Annotated in this window: 1 protein-coding gene; it reads left to right on the top strand. The window is 61.2% G+C overall.

Annotated features, from left to right (window positions below; genetic code table 11):
• Window positions 1-466: type II secretion system F family protein (locus tag F7R06_RS30660; protein ID WP_212613260.1), on the top strand; the 466-nt coding region annotated here is incomplete at both ends.

Below are 466 nucleotides of genomic sequence, written 5' to 3'. Positions count from 1 at the left end.
GCTGTATGCACTGATTGCCATCTTCCTGTTCTGGAACCGCACCCGGCGCATCAACGAGCGCCTGCTGCGGCAGTTGCCAGGGTTCCTCGATGGCGTGGTACGCCTGATGACCATCGGCAGTGCGGTGCCGTCGGCATTTCAGGCAGCCAGCGCCAACACTGAGGCCCCATTGCGCAATTGCCTGATGGCGATTACGCAAATGCAGCGCGCAGGCAAGGACCTGGATGCGGCGGTATCGGTTGTAGGGCAGCAGTACCGCGTGAATGAGTTGATCTTGGTGGCCTCTGTGCTGCGGCTTTCATTGCGCTACGGTGGGCGGGCCGACATCGTGATGGAGCGCACTGCTGCATTTATGCGTGACCGCCAGCAGGCCCAGCAAGAACTGCTGGCGTTGTCGGCTGAGACGCGTCTGTCCGCATGGATTCTTGGGTTGCTGCCGGTGATTGTCGGGGGGCTGATCATCATG

Origin of the sequence: Pseudomonas moorei (genome assembly GCF_008801475.1) — a bacterium.
Classification (GTDB): Bacteria; Pseudomonadota; Gammaproteobacteria; order Pseudomonadales; family Pseudomonadaceae; genus Aquipseudomonas; species Aquipseudomonas moorei.
This window is presented reverse-complemented; position numbering and strand designations above follow the sequence as displayed.